This window comes from Desulfofundulus sp., assembly GCF_049701015.1.
Classification (GTDB): Bacteria; Bacillota; Desulfotomaculia; order Desulfotomaculales; family Desulfovirgulaceae; genus Desulfofundulus.
In genome coordinates, this window is sequence record NZ_JBNATZ010000041.1 from 1 (window position 1) to 15,513 (window position 15,513).

Annotated in this window: 13 protein-coding genes, 1 tRNA gene and 1 riboswitch; of the genes, 7 read left to right on the forward strand and 7 right to left on the reverse strand. The window is 53.9% G+C overall.

The annotated features are described in order from the left end of the window. Nucleotides 1–97: 97 nt before the first annotated feature. The 5 genes from ACPLUI_RS04330 to ACPLUI_RS04350 all read right to left on the reverse strand — a co-directional run bounded on the left by ACPLUI_RS04330 (nt 98) and on the right by ACPLUI_RS04350 (nt 5,323). Nucleotides 98–172 (reverse strand) — tRNA-Val (locus ACPLUI_RS04330). Between the two features lie 79 nt (nt 173–251). Continuing rightward, nucleotides 252–1,448 (reverse strand): D-alanyl-D-alanine carboxypeptidase family protein, encoded by a 1,197-nt coding sequence (locus tag ACPLUI_RS04335; RefSeq protein ID WP_424659046.1) that lies wholly within the window; start codon nt 1,446–1,448, stop codon nt 252–254. Nucleotides 1,449–1,553: 105 nt separating this feature from the next. Continuing rightward, nucleotides 1,554–2,150: a DedA family protein gene (locus ACPLUI_RS04340; protein WP_424659056.1), complete on the reverse strand. Its 597-nt coding sequence runs from the start codon at nt 2,148–2,150 to the stop codon at nt 1,554–1,556. Between the two features lie 89 nt (nt 2,151–2,239). Further along, the gene (locus ACPLUI_RS04345) at nt 2,240–3,739 is read right to left on the reverse strand and encodes an SEC-C metal-binding domain-containing protein (RefSeq protein WP_424659047.1); all 1,500 of its coding nucleotides are present in this window, start codon (nt 3,737–3,739) and stop codon (nt 2,240–2,242) included. A gap of 99 nt (nt 3,740–3,838) precedes the next feature. Next, nucleotides 3,839–5,323: a S41 family peptidase gene (locus tag ACPLUI_RS04350; protein WP_424659048.1), complete on the reverse strand. Its 1,485-nt coding sequence runs from the start codon at nt 5,321–5,323 to the stop codon at nt 3,839–3,841. Between the two features lie 176 nt (nt 5,324–5,499). Here ACPLUI_RS04350 and polA point away from each other — a divergent pair, with 176 nt between their 5' ends. The 5 genes from polA (at nt 5,500) to ACPLUI_RS04375 (ending at nt 11,635) form a co-directional block, all read left to right on the forward strand. Next, entirely contained in the window at nt 5,500–8,166 is a 2,667-nt protein-coding gene (gene polA, locus ACPLUI_RS04355) for a DNA polymerase I (RefSeq protein ID WP_424659057.1), read from the forward strand. A gap of 152 nt (nt 8,167–8,318) precedes the next feature. Next, nucleotides 8,319–9,143: a bifunctional DNA-formamidopyrimidine glycosylase/DNA-(apurinic or apyrimidinic site) lyase gene (gene mutM, locus ACPLUI_RS04360; RefSeq protein ID WP_424659049.1), complete on the forward strand. Its 825-nt coding sequence runs from the start codon at nt 8,319–8,321 to the stop codon at nt 9,141–9,143. 83 nt (nt 9,144–9,226) lie between these two features. Then, complete coding sequence (gene ytaF / locus ACPLUI_RS04365) at nt 9,227–9,853, forward strand: sporulation membrane protein YtaF (RefSeq protein ID WP_424659050.1); 627 nt, start codon at nt 9,227–9,229, stop codon at nt 9,851–9,853. 208 nt (nt 9,854–10,061) lie between these two features. Then, entirely contained in the window at nt 10,062–10,631 is a 570-nt protein-coding gene (locus tag ACPLUI_RS04370; RefSeq protein WP_424659051.1) for a lytic transglycosylase domain-containing protein, read from the forward strand. A gap of 5 nt (nt 10,632–10,636) precedes the next feature. Then, nucleotides 10,637–11,635 (forward strand): ADP-ribosylglycohydrolase family protein, encoded by a 999-nt coding sequence (locus tag ACPLUI_RS04375; protein WP_424659052.1) that lies wholly within the window; start codon nt 10,637–10,639, stop codon nt 11,633–11,635. On the opposite strand, the gene larE is transcribed toward ACPLUI_RS04375, so the two are convergent. Continuing rightward, a complete protein-coding gene (larE, locus tag ACPLUI_RS04380; RefSeq protein ID WP_424659058.1) occupies nt 11,602–12,447 on the reverse strand; it encodes an ATP-dependent sacrificial sulfur transferase LarE in 846 nt (281 codons plus the stop codon). The two genes, ACPLUI_RS04375 and larE, sit on opposite strands and share 34 nt — an antisense overlap. Nucleotides 12,448–12,508: 61 nt before the next feature. Next, a complete protein-coding gene (locus tag ACPLUI_RS04385) occupies nt 12,509–12,970 on the reverse strand; it encodes a DUF523 domain-containing protein (RefSeq protein WP_424659053.1) in 462 nt (153 codons plus the stop codon). Nucleotides 12,971–13,172: 202 nt separating this feature from the next. Further along, a riboswitch (M-box (ykoK) riboswitch) is annotated at nt 13,173–13,343 on the forward strand. Nucleotides 13,344–13,456: 113 nt separating this feature from the next. Here ACPLUI_RS04385 and ACPLUI_RS04390 point away from each other — a divergent pair. After that, complete coding sequence (locus ACPLUI_RS04390) at nt 13,457–14,779, forward strand: magnesium transporter MgtE N-terminal domain-containing protein (protein WP_424659054.1); 1,323 nt, start codon at nt 13,457–13,459, stop codon at nt 14,777–14,779. A gap of 21 nt (nt 14,780–14,800) precedes the next feature. Continuing rightward, nucleotides 14,801–15,513 (forward strand): Nramp family divalent metal transporter (locus ACPLUI_RS04395; RefSeq protein ID WP_424659055.1); only part of this gene is annotated, 713 nt, incomplete at its 3' end.

The following is a 15,513-nucleotide window of genomic DNA, read 5'->3' on the forward strand; positions in this document are numbered from 1 at the left end:
CCTCGCCTGCAGTGGACTTTCACCACCAAGTTAACGCCCATGCCGGGCGCACAAAAACAAGGCTTCCTGGGCACCAGCCCGGAAGCCTTGATTTTACTGGTGGGCGGGGAGGGAATTGAACCCACGACCTTCTGCGCGTCAAGCAGACGTTCTCCCACTGAACTACCCGCCCGTCGTTATAACAACTATATTATGACGTAAACCCGTGAGGATGTCAAGGGGTACCCCGGAAAGTGTCCCACTCGATTATTTTATCTCCAGTAGAGGGTACCGCTCGACCAGGCCACCGGCTTTCGCCAGCGACTGAAGAGCCCTTTTTTCGGTACGTCCCTGGCCGCAACCAGAGCAGAACGGCCCAGTTCTTCATCCTTTAAACGAAAGATGACTTCGCCCACTTTCTGTCCGGCCTTGACGGGAGCGTTAAGCGACGGCACCATCTTTACTTCCCTTTGCACCCCTGAAAGCTGATCACGAGCCAGGTCAACCTCCACGGGAGTGGCAACAACAACGGGGACCGTGCCGTCCAGGCCACCTGCCACGGGCAGCCGGGCTACCTCTTCTCCTGATTCACCCAGGGCAACCCGTACCACTTCGTTGAAGCCATAATCCAGAAGGGTAACAGCATCCCGGTAGCGGTTGGCACTGTTCAGCACCACTGCAATCAACCGGCGGTCTCCCCTGGTAGCCGATGCAATCAGGCAGTTGCCCGCCCGCGGTGTGGAACCTGTCTTGACCCCATCAATACCGGGGTAACTGCCTTCACGTAAAAGACGGTTGGTATTAAAAATGGCTTCTTTGCGCTTGGAGTCACAGAAACTGATGGTTGTCTCCCGCGTGCTCACAATTTGATTAAAAATGGGGTTTTGAAGGGCGTACCGGGTAATCACCGCCAGATCGCGAGCACAGCTGTAATGCCGGGGGTGATGGTACCCATTGGTGTTGGCAAAGCTGGTATGCAGGGCTCCCAGGACCATTGCCTTGGCATTCATCATCCTGATGAAATCTTCCTCGGAACCGGCTACATGTTCGGCAATCGCTACCGTGCTGTCGTTGGCCGACATGATAAGAGCCGCCTTCAGCAGGTTTTCCAGGGTGATTTTTTCGCCGGTACGCAAATCCAGTATGGAACCCATGCCCACGGCTGCAGCATTGCGGCTCACGGTTACCACATCATTTAAGCGGCCATACTCCAGAGCAATAATAGCCGTCATAATCTTGGTCAGGCTGGCGGGTTCACGCTTCTGGAGGCCATTTTTATCATAGAAGATCCGGCCTGAACGGGCATCCATCAAGACCGCAGCGTCCGCAGTAACCGGAGGTGGGGCTGCTCCTGCCACTGCTGGAAAAGAGCAAAGTAAAGCACCCGACAGAAACAATGTGATGCTTAAAACCAGCACAGAACGGATGACGGTCATGGTTTTAAAGAATACACCTGTTTTCAGTTTCACAGCGACCCCTTCCTTTCACCCCCCTTTATTTTTCCTCACCTGCCGGCAATTTTATGAGAGCAAAAAACAGCCCTGAAAAAAGGCTGCTGTAGAGAGCATGTTAATTTACCAGCTTTTCCACTTTCGCCACAGGTAAACCACAGACACGAGCAGTATGAAGGCCACAACGAGATCCAGACGGTGGAACCAGTATTTCAAATCCTGCCAGTGCTGGCCCATTTTTACACCCAGGAAGGTCAGGAAAAAAGACCAGGGCAGCGAACCTAAAAAAGTGTAAAGGACGAAGCGGGGAAAGTTCATGCCGGCAATTCCCGCCGGCAAGGAAATAAAGGTGCGGACAATGGGCATCAGCCGGGTGAAGAACACTGTTGCCTCACCGTAGTGATAAAACCACCTCTCTGCCAGCTCGAAGTGCCTGTGGGAAATACCAATGTAGCGTCCGTAACGCAACAAAAAGGGACGGCCGCCCCGGAGACCGAAAAAATAAGAAATGACCGACCCCACAGTACCGCCAATGGTACCGGCCATGGCCGCCCAGAAGAAATCCAACCGGCCCGTAGATACGAGGTAACCGCCAAAGGGGAGGATAACCTCGCTGGGCAGGGGTATATTGGCACTCTCGATGGCCATCCCGATGGCAATCCCCCAGTAACCCAGGTCGGAAATAAAACCGACCACCCACCTGGCAACTATTTCCAGCATAGAGGCAAAAAGACCCACCTGAGCATCCCTCCACTTTAAAAGGGCGGGTCCCAAACCCGCCCTTTTCCCGATCATGCAACTTAACAAGGTTATAACTTCAGGTTCTCCAGTATCTGGGCCAGAAGCGGATCAGCATCTTTCAGTCCGGCGAGCGGCGACTTCCGTGTAGAATAGCGCTTGTCGAAAGCCACGAGATCCAGCGCCCGGCACATGGCACGGAAATTAGCCGAGATACTTGAAGGAGCCACCCCGTACTGCCTGGCCAGGTCGTGCTGGCTGATTCGATAGTCACACTCAAGACGCGCTATGGCGTAAACCACCGTCGCCACCCATAATTCAGGCTTGCGGAATGAAGGTTGTACCTTGGAACAGTAGTCATGCCATAGATGCAACGCTCCCTGGACCTGACCCGGTCCATAACCTCTGACCTGGAGATCTTCCATCACACCCCGGGCCACATCGGCGTGGGTTACCGTCGGCCACTGGTAGTCCTCCGGCTTTTTAAAATCCTGCTGTTCCCGCACATCCTCCTCCACGTCCCCGTCAGACGGTAAGAGCCCCAGCTTGCGGCGCAGCTTCTGCAGGTCGTAATGAGGTTCTCCTTTTAATTCCCTGCAGCTTTCCACCAGCTCCAGTTCGCGAAACAACTCTTCCAGCCTGGCCCTGCCTTCGGCAGTACGACACGCCTCCCGGGGAGTTTTTCCTTCCAGGGCCGGAACAGGCTTATCTATCCAGCGGTTGTAATACTCATCAAGCACGGCCTCGGTAATCTGCTGGGCAATCCTGGCAGAAATCCTGTCAAACAGGTCGTCATTGACCGGCGGCACATACTCATTTTCTTCGCCATGCTCAACTAAATGGGGCAGAGTATAATTAATTCCCATCTCCACCACGAGGGCGTTGATGACATGAGAACGTTCCCTCAGGTAATCACCAAGCACCTCCCTCGTTGGAGCATTCCGTTTCCGGGCATAATTGCGCAGGTCCCGGCGCAATTTTTTCAGCAGGACATCTTTGCAAAAGCCCGGTAAAGCAAGACCACTGGTGGAAAACTCGTATTCGTCCCCCACTTTCAAAACCCGCATGAGCAGGATGCTCCCGGGTTGAAGCTCGGCAGCTGCATTTATATCATGTACTCTTAGTTCCTTTTTTTGAAGGAGATCGCGTAACACAACCCCTTTACGAGGCAGAACCTTCAGTACTTCATAAAGGGAAACCCTCGCCGCGGCCCAGTCTGCCAGTAAGGCCTGCTCTCTTTCCGAGAGATCAGGACTCTGTCGGAAAGTTTCAATGATGCTTAACCCGTCGGGGAGGACGTAATCGAAGATAAACCATTCAAAGCATCTTTCCATGTTAAACTCGTCATCACGATCTACCAGCTCGGGGTCAAGACAATTGAGGTACTTTTCCTGAGCCTTAACCGCTTCCCGGGCAAAGCACTGGTTATCGGCAAATTCACCCAGTTTGCGACGCAATTCCTGACCGGCACGCCGCCACCTGTACTGTTCCAAAAATACTACCTTTTCCCTGACACCACAGCAATTACGATAAGGCTTTCCGCTCCCGCAAGGGCAAAGATAGTCACCCATCCCATCACACCTCCTTTACCGGCAGTGAAACCGGCCCGCGGGGTCTGCAATAATTCCTGTTTATTTTAGCTTATTCTAAATGATTCAACACGTGCAGCCTTATTCCTGCTTGTCCGGCAATAATTCCATTTTCAGTTCTCCACCATACCTCTCAACTTTAACTCCCAACCGGGAAAGAGTGGAAACCGGCAGGTAGATAGTTCCCCCCCTCGCCATGAGAGGCCCCAACCGTACCCTTTGCCCCGAGATCGTAGCCGTTCTCATATCCCCGTCCAGAATGAATTCCTGGTTACCGTTACGGGCTAAAATCCTGTGCCCCCGGTACTGCCAGTGAACGCTGAAACCCAGGGCTTCAAGCGTAAATCGAAGGGGGACGAAAATTTCACCCGACTGAACCAGGAGTAACGGGTGATCGCCTATCTTCTCCCCGTTAATGCTCACATCACTCCCCGAAAGATTAAAAATCATTGTACGCGGCAACCGGGGCTCCAATTCCTGCCGGGCAGCCACCAGCTGCAGGGACGGAGTGGAAACCCAGCGATCGGGTTCAATACCGCAGCCGTCAACCGACTTCCCTGCAGGAGTTAGGTAACGAGCAATGGTTAATTTCAGCGCGCCACCCGTTTCCAGGGGAATAACGGCCTGGACAACCCCCTTGCCATATGTACGGCTGCCCACCAGCACAGCCCGCCGGTAGTCCTTCAGTGCGCCGGCCAGGACTTCGGCGGAACTGGCGCTCATATCGTCAACAAGGACCGCCAGGGGCAGGTCCAGGGCGGGAGATTTACCTGTGGTACGGTAAACTTCCTCCCGGCCGTCCCGGTCCACCGTGGTCACCACCACCCGGCCGGCCGGCAGGAAATAACCGGCGAGGTCAACAGCAGCCTGCAAGTACCCCCCCGGATCGTTACGCAGGTCCAGGATCACCCCCTTGATTCCCCTGGCCCGGAACTCCTGCATGAGCATACCAAATTCTCCAGCCGTTGTGGTACCGAAGAAATGTACTCGAACGTACCCGATATTTCCAGGGAGTATTTCCCCCTCAACCGAAGGATTGCTCACTGCTTCCCGCACAAGCTCCAGATTGAAATCGGGAACCCCCTCGCGACGGATGGTAAGCTGTACCCGGGAACCGGCAGGACCGCGAATTTTCTCAGCCACCTGTGAAAGGGTCATGCCGGCGGTATCTTCCCCATTCACTCTTATAATAAGATCTTTTTCCCTGATTCCAGCCCGGTACGCCGGTGAATCCCGCAGAACCCTGGCCACCTGAGGGTAAGGAGGCCACCCTTCCAGCTCAACCCCAATCCCGGCAAAGTTTCCCTCCAGGGAGCCAGTAAAATTATCCAGCTCCTCAGCGGTAAAATACTGCGTATAAGGGTCACCAAGTTTGTCCAAGAGGCCATCAATAGCCCCTTCCACCAGCTGGTCGAGACCGGGACGGGCAATATGGTAGTGGTAAACATAGTCCATCACTTCTGAAACCCTGGCCGTCGCCCTTTCCAGGTCTTCTCCCGCACAGGCCGGGAAAACGGGTATAAAAAATAATAAGGTCAGTACAAGAAGAACTACTCGTCTTTGCAAACCGTCTCACTCCAGAGCATTTCGATCCATAAGTTGTAATTCGCCCTACCAGACCAATCTCCTGCCGGGACCCCTGAAAGAAAACGTAAGAGATGTTTTAAATTAACGACATTTTTATTCGGAAGGTATTGCTGATCTACACGGTGAAATAATTAAAAAAAAGGAAGGTGCTTCTCTTGCGGGCAGGTACGTTTTTAATCCTGGACGGCAACAGCCTGGCGCACCGGGCTTTCCACGCCATACCCCACCTGGCCACAAGTCAGGGTGTTATAACCAACGCCGTTTATGGTTTCACCAACATGCTTTTTAAAGTCCTCAAGGAGATTAAACCAGACCTGGTAGCCGTTTGCTTTGATAAGGGAAAGATTACCTTTCGCCATGATCATTATAAGGAATACAAGGCCCACCGCCCTGCCACCCCTGACGAATTGCGGCCGCAGTTGCCCCTGATCAAGGAAGTTTTAACAGCCATGAACATCCCTGTGCTGGAATGCGAGGGATACGAAGCCGACGACCTTATCGGTACGCTGGTCACCCGGGCCGAACAGGCCGGGATTTCCAGCATTATCATTACCGGCGACCAGGATGCCCTGCAGCTGGTTTCGAGCCTGACCAGGGTATTCCTCACCCGCAAGGGGATCAGTGAACTGGAAGAATATACTGAAGGCCGGGTGTGGGAACGTTTTGGCATTACCCCGGCCCAGTTCCCGGACTATAAAGGGCTCACAGGGGACCCTTCCGATAACATTCCCGGGGTACCGGGAATCGGCCCCAAAACGGCCAGGTCCTTACTTAATCAATATGGCAGCCTGGAAGAAGTAGTGTGCCGGGCCGAAACACTGCCCGGCCGCCACCGGGATAAAATACGCCAGTACCGGGAACAGGCCCTGCTCTCCAAACAATTGGCCACCATTGAGCGGAAGGTACCCCTGGAGATCGACCTGGATGCTTTTCGCTGGCGGGGACCGGACTACAACCGGTTGCTGTCCCTTTTCAGCAGGCTGGAATTTAAAACCTTAATCCGGACTATCAGGGAGGAACTGGGAGAGAAAGAAGGAGCCGGGGACAGGCAGCCCGCCCGGGAAGTAGAAACCTACCGGGTGACTTTCCGTTACCTCACGAACCGGGAAGAATTATCCCGCCTGGTAGAATTATGCCGGCACGCAGGCCGGGTGGCCATGGCTCTGAGCGGCAGCCGCCAGGACGGCCTGGTGGCGGCTGCGCTGGCCTTCAGAACTCCCCAAAACAATGCGGAAGCATCCCATCTCTCAATCTTTTACCTGGACCCGGTACACCCGGTTACCGGCCCGGCAGCCCTGGAGGCCCTGGCGGATATTATCCGCGACCCCGGTATAGAAAAACTCCTCCACGACGGTAAGAATGCCCTGTGGCTTTTGCAAAAGCACGGCCTCACCCTGCGCAATATGGCTTTTGATACTATGGTGGCGGCCTACCTGCTCAACCCGGCCTCGGCCAACCAGGAACTGGCGGACCTAGCCCTGGAGCATTTAAAAATTGTGCTCCCTGCCGGAGGCGAAGAAGCCCTGGCAGCCCGGGCGGATGCCATCTGGCACCTGTCGGAACTTCTGGCCGAAAAGCTCCGCCTGGCGGAAATGGAAAGGTTGTACTACGAAGCAGAGCTACCCCTTGTAACCGTGCTGGCCGACATGGAAATGACCGGGGTAGCCGTGGACAGACAAGGCCTGGAAAATATGTCGCGGGACTTGACCATAAAAATCAATTCTCTGGCGGAACAAATTTACCAGCTGGCAGGGGAGGAGTTCAACATCAATTCCACCCGGCAACTGGGGTACATCCTTTTTGAGAAACTGGAACTGCCGGTAGTTAAAAAGACCAAAACGAGCTATTCCACCGACGCTTCCGTCCTTGAGGAACTGGCCGGTGCCCACCCTATTGTCCCTTTAGTGCTGGAATACCGCCAGCTGGTGAAATTAAAATCCACCTATGTTGACGGACTGGCTGCCCTGATCAATCCTGAAACGGGACGGTTGCACACCACCTTCCACCAGACGGTAACTGCAACCGGAAGGCTCTCCAGCTCCGACCCCAACTTGCAGAACATCCCCATCCGCATGGAGGAGGGGCGTAAAATCAGAAGGGTTTTCATCCCCCACCGGGAGGGAAACCTCATCCTGACCGCCGACTACTCCCAGATCGAACTGCGGATTCTGGCCCACATGTCCGGGGACCCCAACCTCCTGGAAGCCTTTCGCCAGGGTCAGGACATCCATACCCGGACGGCAGCCGAGGTCTTCGGCGTGGCTATTACAGAAGTGACGGACGGCATGCGGGGTCGCGCCAAGGCTGTCAATTTCGGGATCGTTTATGGAATCAGCGATTTCGGCCTCGCACGGGATATCAACGTTTCCCGCCAGGAGGCCCGGAAATATATCGACAACTACTTCGCCCGTTACGCAGGAGTGAAGGCCTTTATAGAGCGGACCATCCAGCAGGCCCGGGAAAAGGGCTACGTCACCACCCTTCTAAACCGGCGCCGCTACCTGCCGGATCTCTTCAGCGCCAACCGCAACGTCCGCATGTTTGGTGAACGCACCGCCATCAACACACCCATCCAGGGCAGCGCCGCAGACATCATCAAGCTGGCCATGGTGCGCATCCACCGGGAATTAAAGGAACGGGGACTGGCCACAAAGATGATTCTCCAGGTTCACGACGAATTGATCTTCGACATGCCTGCCGGGGAGCTGGCGGAAGTTTCCGAACTGGTCCGCCGGCACATGGAAAACGCACTGGTGCTGGACGTCCCGCTGGTAGTGGACATGAAACTGGGGCCAAACTGGTACGAGGTAAAGAAAATCTAGCGGTTACCACCCGCCACCCGAAAGCCAGGTATCCAGGATTTTCCCCCGCTCCAGAAGATAGCGACTTGACTGGAACAAAGCTGGATAGGAAACCAGCTAAGCCCGGCACAGTGGTAAATAGGCTAAAGAAAAACATCGGGAGCGAAAGCGAAATGCCTGAATTACCGGAAGTGGAAACAATCAAGCGCACCATCAAAGAAAAATTGCCCGGTCTCACTATTTGTGGCGCGGATATCTTCCTCCCCAAGATCATCCAGAGACCCTCACCGGAGGAATTTTGCCGCCTGGTGGTGGACAAAAAGGTCCTGGACGTGGACCGCCGGGGTAAGTACCTTTTAATCTCCCTTTCCCGCGGGCTGGTGCTGGTCGTGCACCTGCGCATGACGGGCCAGTTGATCTACACCGCCACGGAAGAGCCCCGGTCAAGACATACCCATCTGATTTTTTACCTGGACAACGGCCACCAGCTGCGTTACATAGATGTGCGCCAGTTCGGCCGCTTCTGGCTGGTACCGGAAAAGGACCTGCAGGCTGTTAGCGGCCTGAAAGACCTGGGTGTGGAACCTTTGAGCCGGGAATTCACCCTGGACTTCCTTGCGAAGGGATTAAAATCCCGGAGAACAACTTTAAAGTCTCTCCTGCTGGAACAAACGTTTATAGCCGGTCTTGGCAACATCTATTCGGATGAAGTTCTCCATAGGGCGGGCCTGCACCCGTCAAGAACGGCAAATACCCTCACACCGCCGGAAGTGAGAGCTCTTTTCGAGGCCATCCGGACGGTCCTGGAAGAGGCAATTTCCAGCCGTGGTACCAGTGTGAGGGATTATGTGGACGGGATGGGACGAGCCGGTACCTTTCAAGAAAAACTAAGGGTTTACGGCCAAAAGGGCAAGCCCTGCACGCGGTGCGGCAGGCCCATCGAACGCCTGCGCTCCGGCAACCGGAGCACTTATTACTGCCCTGGGTGCCAGAAGTAACCAGGGCGTATAAATCACCATTCGATCAGTCCTTCCATACAAATGGTTAGAAGAATTAAGAAGCACCGGGGAGGGACTGGTCAGTGGAATTGTTAACCACGCTCATCTTTGCTTTAGCTCTTAACATGGATGCCTTCGGTACCGGGGTGGCTTATGGAGTAAAGGGCATCAGGCTACCCTTCTCTTCCGCAGTGATCATCAGTCTCATGTCGGTATTGGCCATCAGCCTTTCCATGTCTGCAGGCAACCTGCTACTCCGGACCATCTCTGTAGACTTTGCCAGGCACCTGGGCGGCATCATCTTAATTCTCATAGGACTCCGGATAATCTTTCAAGTTCTCAGGGAAGGGGCAAAGGGAGAGGAACCCCGGCCAGTTTTCCAAATAAGGATACGAGCCCTGGCACTGATCATCCAGGTGCTGCGGGAACCTCACCGGGCCGACCTGGATCACTCGGGCGTAATCTCTGCCGGAGAGGCCGTCCTGCTGGGCCTGGGCCTCGCCCTGGACTCATTCGGAGCTGGCTTCGCCCTTTCCATGCTGGGTCTGGACCTGATGCTTACCACGCTTTTAGTCGGTACCGGTCTTCTCGTCACCATTTACGCAGGTCTGCTGGCCGGCCGGGGGTTTGGCGCCACAGCTCTCGGGCGGCAGTTTTCCGCCCTGCCGGGGTGCATCCTCATTATGCTGGGGCTATTTAAATTACGGTAACACCTTTACCAAAAAAAACCGGGTAAATTTACCTGACAGGCCGCTTCCGGACATAATAATTGTTTATAAGGAATTTCTCGGGATAGTGCTCCGGGTTGAAATGAAAGCGAGCCGCAGGCAGGAACCCGCAGCTGGAGGGCGAATTGCTTGTACATGGAGTGAAAGTGAAACCGGAATCCTTCCAAATTAGAGCTGGAGTGATGATTACTTGTCTTTACACCTGAAGACGAATAAAGGCTTCAAGGTGTGGTTATTTCTCGCCATCTTAACCCTGCTGGTGGTCCTCAACATTAACCACCTGGGCCGGCTCCTCTACCCATTCCCTTACCGGAAAACGGTCATGGAGTATGCCATAAGCCGCGGTCTGGATCCCTACCTGGTAGCAGCAGTGATAAAAACCGAGAGCAATTTCAATCCCCGGGCCACATCCCACCGGGGTGCCCGGGGATTAATGCAGGTAATGCCGGAAACCGGAACCTGGGCAGCCAGGAAAATGGGCCTGTCCTATTACCACCCGGACCTGCTGTATGACCCGGATTTCAACATTTGTATTGGTACGTGGTATTTAGCAGACCTGTACCGCACTTTTGACCGGGACACCATCCTGGTTCTGGCCGCCTACAACGGTGGGCAGGGGAACGTCCAAAAATGGCTGGAACAACGGCACTGGACAGGTGAGAAAAGCAAACTCGACCAGATCCCTTTTGCCGAAACCAGGGAATTTGTCCGCAAAGTACTTTGGAACTACCAGGTTTACCGTTATCTTTACGGGAGGTGACTGCGGTGAAAAACATAATTAAGGGAGCCTTTTACGGTGCCGCAGTGGGTGATGCGCTGGGCGGCCCGGTAGAACTCATGAGTGCCGGTGAAATCCGCGAAAAGTACGGCATCCTGAAGGATATGGTCGGCGGCGGCTGGCTGAATTTAGAACCCGGGGAATACACCGATGATACCCAGATGACCATGGCGGTAGCGCGGGGCATCCTGGCCAATCCCGTTTCCCCCATTGAAGAAATCGGCCGCGGCTTCATCCGCTGGTACCAGTCCAGGCCCAAGGACATCGGAAAAACCACTTTAATGTCCTTCCAAAATTTCCTGCGGACCGGCAACTGGCACGACGCTTCCCGCCTTACCGCACAGACCCTGAACAAACTCGATTCCAACGGCAGCCTGATGCGCACCCTGCCGGTAAGTTTCGGTTACTGGCATAATCTCCCGGCCATGGCCAGATGGTCGGTGGAGATAGCTTACATGACCCACTACAGCCAGGAGGGAGCTGCCTGCTGTCTTTTCTACAACCTGCTGATCTACCTGCTGGGGTCGCAACGGCATTTAAGCCGGCGAGAAGCAGTAACCCGGGCCCTGGAGATGACGGATCATTGCTGCAACCAGGCAGGCATACAGCCCAGCAAATTTTTCTGGTATATCATCCGCCATATCCAGAAAGGGGCGCCTGAAGTTGTCCCCCGTGGTAGCGCCCTCGACACCCTGGCTGCAGCTCTGCAATGCTTTTTGCACACCGAAAGTTTCGAGGATGCCCTGATTGCGGCAGTCAACCGCGGGTACGACACGGATACAGCAGGTACAGTTACGGGTGGGCTGGCCGGGACCTATTACGGCTTTGAGGCCATCCCCCAGAGATGGCTGAATACACTCAAAAACACCGGACCACTGGAGGAAGTGATAGAAGGGTTTTACCAGCTGCTCAAAAACACCGAGCGTAACCCCGGCCATCCCACTCCGGCGGATTATGCCCGCAGCTGGCCCACCTGCTGGAGCTGATTGACTTCCAGTTTCAAGGTCTCATTCATGCTCCCGCTCCGGAAACCCTTTATATCCAGCGTTACGTAGGTATACCCCAGTTGCTTCAATTTGTCATTTATTTCACCGGACCGCTGGATAACGAGAGCAAAATAATTCTCCGGGACCTCTATCCGGGCGAGGTTGCCGTGGTCCCTGACTCTAAGCTCCGGGATACCCAGCTGTCGCAAAAACTTTTCCCCTTCGGCGACCCGCAGCAATCCTTCCCTGGTAATGGGCGTGCCGTAGGGGAACCTTGTAGCCAGGCAGGGAGAAGCTGCCTTGCCAGCTGTGGGCAGCCCGAGATGGCGGGACAGTGCGCGGATCTCCTCTTTAGTCAAACCCGCTTCCTGTAGAGGGCTACGCACATCCATTTCCTTTGCTGCTTTGAGGCCCGGCCGGTAATCAGCCGCATCATCAGCATTCACACCGTCCAGCACGCTATTCAAACCGTGAATTCGGGCCTCTTCCCATAACCTGGCATATATTTCTTTTTTACAGTGGTAACACCTGTCAGGAGGGTTGGTGGCAAATACCGGGTTACCCAAACCCTCTGTTTCCACAACCAGGTGCCCGACACCAATTGAACGGGCCAGTTCCGCCGCCTCCTCAATCTCTTCCGGAGGATAAATATCAGAAGCAACTGTAACCGCCAGAACCCTTTTTGCTCCCAGAACCATATGGGCCACTTTAAGCAGCAGGGTACTATCCACCCCCCCGGAGAAGGCCACGAGGCAACTGTCAATTTCCCCGAGGATTTTTCTTAGATGATCATACTTGAGCAAAAAACTCACCATTATCACCTTCCCCGTATTGTCTTGCGTCCCCGACACTCCCGGTGTAATATTCAACCAGCTACAGAACAAGATGCTGGACCTCTTCTTCCGTGAGAATTCGAAAACCTGCCTCCTGCAACAGGGCAGCAGTGACACCGCAACCCGGCCGCAACGTGCCGGTGAAGGTTCCGTCATAAACCCGGCCATACCCGCAGGATGGACTCCGGGCTTTTAAAATGGCATTACGAACGCCATGTCTCCGGGCTATCTCCAGAGTTGCCCGTGCCCCATGAATAAAGGCACCTGATACGTCACGCCCCTCGCAATTCACAACCCTGGCACGCCCTGCCAGCACATCCCCTCCCGTACCGTCCTTTATCTCGGCCGGTGGCCGCGGCACGGGTAATCCGCCCAGACACTCGGGACATACGGGTATTGCCCTGCCCTCCCGCACCAGCCTTTCCACAGCAGAACATGTACGCGGCCGCCCGTCATAGGCACACGCTTCACCGGCCAGGCAAGCACTGACGACATACTTCACATTATGGACCCCCACGGATTTACACCCCCGCACGGCTCGCTGAAAGTAAAGGTATCTATGTTAACGCTATTCGCAACAGAAATTATAACACCAACCCGAAAATGAACAGGTTGCAATGTTGACAAATTACAATCAGACATTTTAAAATTAACATAGTGTACAGTAGTTTTACAGTTTTTGCATCTGCAGCTAAAACCATAAAACGCTTCCTCGTTAGGTGAGGCTTCTGCAGAGTCCGCATGCCGCTGCCCGGAAAGGTCGAGAGACCCCAACGGGTCAACAGGTATTACCGGCCCAAGGTTTTACCTATTGCGGCTGAGAAGTTTTCTTCTCCAGGCTTGCAGTGCCAAAGCTCAAACGAGTGGGGAAGGCGCTGGAACTCCGGGAACAGGACTGGTGCCTTGCCGGAGTTTTATATTTTATATACTCCTGCAGGTGTCTATTTTAATTTAAAAAGTACAAAAAATAAAGGGGAGGTGTTGAGCAGTGCTTCAAACCCCGGCCCCCCCCACTATCAATGGTGAGGAAGAACCCCGTGAATTCTACATCAGTGAAATAATTGGTAAGAAAATCTACGACCATCATCGTAATCCAACAGGCCGGATCCGTGACCTGGTTGTCCACTGGAATACCGGCTACCCACAGGTGGTTGGGATCAAATATGCCAGAAGCACGCAGATAATCTCAATCGACCAGGTATCCAGCATCGGGCCACGGGGGATTGTCCTGCAGAAGAGTTTGAAAGAGACCGAAACCAGACCTATCGCCCCCCACGAAGTTTTTGTAAACCGCTGGCTACTGGACAAGCAAATTGTTGATGTCCAGGGAGCCAAAGTGGTACGGGTCAACGACATCAAGCTGCGCCAGAAGAAGGAAGGAAACACCCTGCTGGTCCACCTGATCGCCGTGGACATCGGTTTTCGGGGTTTGATCCGCAGGTTGGGACTTCGCTGGTTGAGTGAGATGTTTTCGGAACAACTCCTGGACTGGCATCATTTCAAGCCGCTTGAAGCTCGTACGGCCAACCTGCAGCTGGTAATCTCGCGAAAAGACCTGGCTCATCTGCACCCCGCAGACATCGCAGATATTATGGAAGATCTGAACCGGCATGCACAGGCGGCACTTTTACGAAACCTGGATGATAAAACGGCTGCTGAGACACTGGCCGAGATGAACCCGGAAGCCAGAATCCACCTGCTCGAAGCCATGGATGAGACTGAGGCTACCGCTCTTATTCAGGCCATGGCCCCGGACGAAGCCGCGGATGTATTGAGTAACCTTTCTCAGAGCAAGAGTGCAGAGATACTAAAACTCATGCAGCCCCAGGAGGCTATCGAATTAAAAGAACTGATGGAGTACCCGGAAGGGACAGCAGGCTCACTGATGACCACGGAACAGGTAGCCCTGCCGGTTTCCCTGACGGCGCAACAGGCAATCGACCGCTTGCGGGAAATGGCACCATCGGCGGAAACAATCTATTATGTTTATGCGGTCAACGAAACCGGACAACTGCTCGGCGTGCTCTCACTCCGGGAATTGATTGTCGCTCCACCAGATACACCTCTGGAACAGATTTTACGCCGGAATATAGTAACGCTGCACCCACAGGATGACTATGAAACAGTACTGAACGTCACGGTAAAATACAACCTGCTGGCCGTACCTGTAGTTGATGACGGCGGTAAGTTGCTGGGCATTGTCACTGTAGACGACGTGCTTGAAAAACTTCTTGCTGACCGTAAAAACAGGCTGAATCATATTGAAAAGTTTTCCTACCTGCTGCTCATGAGGACGTTCAAGAGTAGATAACCAGGAGAAGAGGCGATATTTATGGCAAGAAAAAAAGACTGGTGGCTGCGGCTCTTACTCTTCTTCAGCATAGTCGGGCCGGGAATCATCACCGGCAGCGTGGATAACGATGCAGGTGGCATAACCACTTACTCAGTAGCCGGAGCACACTACGGGTACAACCTTGTCTGGACCTTGATCCCCTCTTTCATTGCTCTGGTTATTATTCAAGAAATGAACGCCCGTATGGGCATTGTTACCGGTAAGGGGCTGGCCGATCTTATCCGGGAGAGTTTTGGCGTAAAAACCGCATTCTTCATCCTGGTATGCCTCTTCATTGCGGATATTGGCAATACCACCGCAGAATTTGCCGGAGTAGCGGGCAGCATGGAAATTTTCGGTCTCAGCAAATATATAATGGTACCCCTCACCGCCCTTTTTGTGTGGTTTCTGGTGGTTAAGGGCAACTACAGGTTAGCGGAAAAAATCTTTCTTCTGTTCAGCGCCTTTTTATTGCTGTATATAGTTTCCGCGCTCATGACCAAACCGGACTGGGACCAGATCTACCGCTCAACGATACACCCGCGCTTCTACCACAACACAGAATACTTAAGCCTGGTCATAGGCATGATTGGGACCACCATAGCCCCCTGGATGCAATTTTACATGCAGTCGGCTGTCATTGAAAAAGGCCTCACGGTAGACGATTATAAGTACGCCAGGTGGGATGTAGTGCTGGGTGGTATCGCCACGGT

Bases quoted from the DNA above. Each gene is read 5' to 3' on its own strand.
- ACPLUI_RS04340 (WP_424659056.1), bottom strand. From the start codon at position 2,150: ATGCTGGAAATAGTTGCCAGGTGGGTGGTCGGTTTTATTTCCGACCTG.
- ACPLUI_RS04345 (WP_424659047.1), bottom strand. From the start codon at position 3,739: ATGGGTGACTATCTTTGCCCTTGCGGGAGCGGAAAGCCTTATCGTAAT.
- mutM (WP_424659049.1), top strand. From the start codon at position 8,319: ATGCCTGAATTACCGGAAGTGGAAACAATCAAGCGCACCATCAAAGAA.